This is a genomic window from Sphingomonas sp. CCH9-F2, assembly GCF_001556735.1.
GTDB classification, from domain to species: domain Bacteria; phylum Pseudomonadota; class Alphaproteobacteria; order Sphingomonadales; family Sphingomonadaceae; genus Sphingomonas; species Sphingomonas ginsenosidimutans.
On record NZ_LSJO01000506.1, the window covers coordinates 1 to 2,357 of the forward strand.

Below are 2,357 nucleotides of genomic sequence, written 5' to 3' on the forward strand. Positions count from 1 at the left end.
CACTGTGTGCCTTTTCTATCTAGCGGAGCGGTGTCATTTCTACTTAGCGGTTACATTGCAACGTCGCGGCGCGTTCCACATAACCCGCGTTATGTCGATTCCTCCGATCCTCTCCCGCCTGCGCCTGCCGGTCATCGGCTCGCCGCTGTTCATCATCTCCGGCCCCGAACTGGTGATCGCGCAGTGCAAGGCGGGGATCGTCGGCTCTTTCCCCGCGCTCAACGCGCGGCCGCAGACGCTGCTCGACGAATGGCTGCACCGGATCACGGAGGAACTGGCCGCGCACAACCGTGCGCATCCCGATCGCCCGGCCGCGCCCTTCGCGGTGAACCAGATCGTTCATAAGTCGAACGACCGGCTGGAACAGGACCTGGCCACCTGCGCCAAATGGCAGGTGCCGATCACCATCACGTCGCTGGGCGCGCGGGAGGAGGTGAACCGCGCGGCGCACGCATGGGGCGGGATCGTCCTGCACGACATCATCGACGACCGGTTCGCGCGCAAGGCGATCGAAAAGGGCGCCGACGGGCTGATCGCGGTCGCCGCGGGTGCGGGCGGCCATGCGGGGCGGCTGTCGCCGTTCGCGCTGATCCAGGAAATCCGCCAGTGGTTCGACGGCCCGCTGGCGCTGTCCGGGTCGATCGCGACCGGCGATGCCGTGCTGGCGGCGCAGGCGATGGGCGCCGATTTCGCCTATATCGGCAGCGCCTTCATCGCAACCGAGGAAGCCAATGCCGATGCCCGCTACAAGCAGGGGATCGTCGACGGGCGCGCCGCCGACATCGTCTATTCCGACCTGTTCACCGGGGTGCACGGCAATTACCTGCGCGGCTCGATCGTCGCGGCGGGGCTGGACCCGGACGATCTGCCCAAGGGCGATTACAAGACGATGGACTTCGGCACCGGCGACAATGGCGGGACGAAGGCGAAGGCGTGGCGCGACATCTGGGGATCGGGCCAGGGCATCGGCGCGGTGGAGGCGATCGAAACCGTCGCCACGCGCGTCGACCGCATGGAAGCGCAATACCGCGCCGCCCGCACCCGCATCGGCGCCGCCTGACCACACGGTCGGGCGAACGTCGTCCGGTCGCCGACCGCCCCCCTCGCCCCATCGAAGGCTGGGGCCTCCCGAAAGAGCGACCACCCCCGCCCCAGGGGCGAACGGCATGCCGTCAGAACGAGGTCGCCAGCCGGTCCAGCATCGATCGCGCGGGGCTTTCCATCGGCTCGTCCGCCACCTGCGCGGCGTCCAGTCGCTCGACGCGGCGGTGCAGGTCGATGCTGCCGGCCACCATCGCGCGCGCCTGTTCGGGCAGGGTCGCGACGATCGCCTCCTCGCTGACCGGTGCGGTGCCGAGCCGCCGCGCGCTGTCCTGCGCCTGCGCGGGGGTCAGTTCGCCCGCGATCACCGCACGCTGCGTCAGCAGCCAGGCGATGACATGCATCAGCCGCGTCGTCACCTTCAGCGATTCGCAACTGAACGCCACCCGGTCCATCGGCGACAGCGCCTCGCGCTCCGCACGGCCGCCTTCGTCGAAGTAGCTGCGCGCCTCGTCGGCCAGCACCATCGCCTCCACGTAGAAGGCGTCGATCAGGCGGATATGAAGGCGGGGATCGGTCAGCAGGTCGGCCATTCGCCCGCTCTGCCACGCGCCGCGCGCCGCTGCCAGAGCCGCCCGCGCGCGTTAACCGCGAATGCGTGCCACGGCGTGACGGTCACGCGATGATATCGGGAATCAGCTGATCCTCGATCTGCTGGATCTCGTCGCGCAGCTTCAGCTTGCGCTTCTTCAGCCGCATCAGCTGCAACTGGTCGGGGGCGCCCGACGCGCCCAGCGCGACGATCGCCGAGTCGAGGTCGCGATGCTCCAGCCGCAGCAGGTTGAGCCGCGCCAGAATGTCCGTCCCGCCCTCGATCACGTCCACCGCAGCCACCCCCCAGTGCCCTGCACGCTCGTGGTGCGGGCAGCGGCTCCGCCCTTAGCGCAACGGCCGTGGCCGCTGCCATCCCTTTTACGCGCGGCGCAACCATGGTGGCTCGTCGCAGCATCGGCGCGGGCCGTCGCGGGCAAGGAAATGACACGCGACAATCCGCCGCGTTCGTGGTTCACTGATCGACCCTTGGTTCAACCACGAAGGAGGTAACTGCCATGCAGACCGCGCACATCACGGCCCTTGAGGCCAAGCATGCGTCGCTCGACCAGCGGATCGTCGCCGAGTCGCAGCGCCCCATGCCCGATACGGTGGCGATCGCGGAGCTGAAGAAGCAGAAACTGAGGCTCAAGGAGGAGATCGCCTCCGCGCATTGACGCGGGCGATGCCACGGGTCCGGCGGGCGAACCGCCGGGCCTTTTCTC

Annotated in this window: 4 protein-coding genes; 2 read left to right on the forward strand and 2 right to left on the reverse strand. The window is 68.6% G+C overall.

The features are described 5' to 3' along the window. Positions 1–91: 91 nt before the first annotated feature. Positions 92–1,060: an NAD(P)H-dependent flavin oxidoreductase gene (locus AX685_RS14430; protein ID WP_066489908.1), complete on the forward strand. Its 969-nt coding sequence runs from the start codon at positions 92–94 to the stop codon at positions 1,058–1,060. 112 nt (positions 1,061–1,172) lie between these two features. Here the strand turns inward: AX685_RS14430 and AX685_RS14435 are convergent, their stop codons facing one another. Both AX685_RS14435 and AX685_RS14440 read right to left on the reverse strand, forming a co-directional pair. After that, on the reverse strand, positions 1,173–1,634 hold the full coding sequence (locus AX685_RS14435) for a DUF1465 family protein (RefSeq protein ID WP_066489911.1): 462 nt from the start codon (positions 1,632–1,634) through the stop codon (positions 1,173–1,175). A gap of 82 nt (positions 1,635–1,716) precedes the next feature. Beyond that, positions 1,717–1,935 (reverse strand): YdcH family protein, encoded by a 219-nt coding sequence (locus AX685_RS14440; RefSeq protein ID WP_231738897.1) that lies wholly within the window; start codon positions 1,933–1,935, stop codon positions 1,717–1,719. Positions 1,936–2,150: 215 nt separating this feature from the next. Here AX685_RS14440 and AX685_RS21140 point away from each other — a divergent pair, with 215 nt between their 5' ends. Beyond that, positions 2,151–2,309, forward strand: a complete 159-nt coding sequence (locus AX685_RS21140) for a YdcH family protein (protein ID WP_082740988.1) — start codon at positions 2,151–2,153, stop codon at positions 2,307–2,309. The last annotated feature ends 48 nt before the right edge of the window (positions 2,310–2,357 follow it).

Excerpts from the sequence above, each read along its gene's own strand:
- AX685_RS14430 (WP_066489908.1), top strand. The coding sequence starts at position 92 with ATGTCGATTCCTCCGATCCTCTCCCGCCTGCGCCTGCCGGTCATCGGC.
- AX685_RS21140 (WP_082740988.1), top strand. The coding sequence starts at position 2,151 with ATGCAGACCGCGCACATCACGGCCCTTGAGGCCAAGCATGCGTCGCTC.
- AX685_RS14435 (WP_066489911.1), bottom strand. The coding sequence starts at position 1,634 with ATGGCCGACCTGCTGACCGATCCCCGCCTTCATATCCGCCTGATCGAC.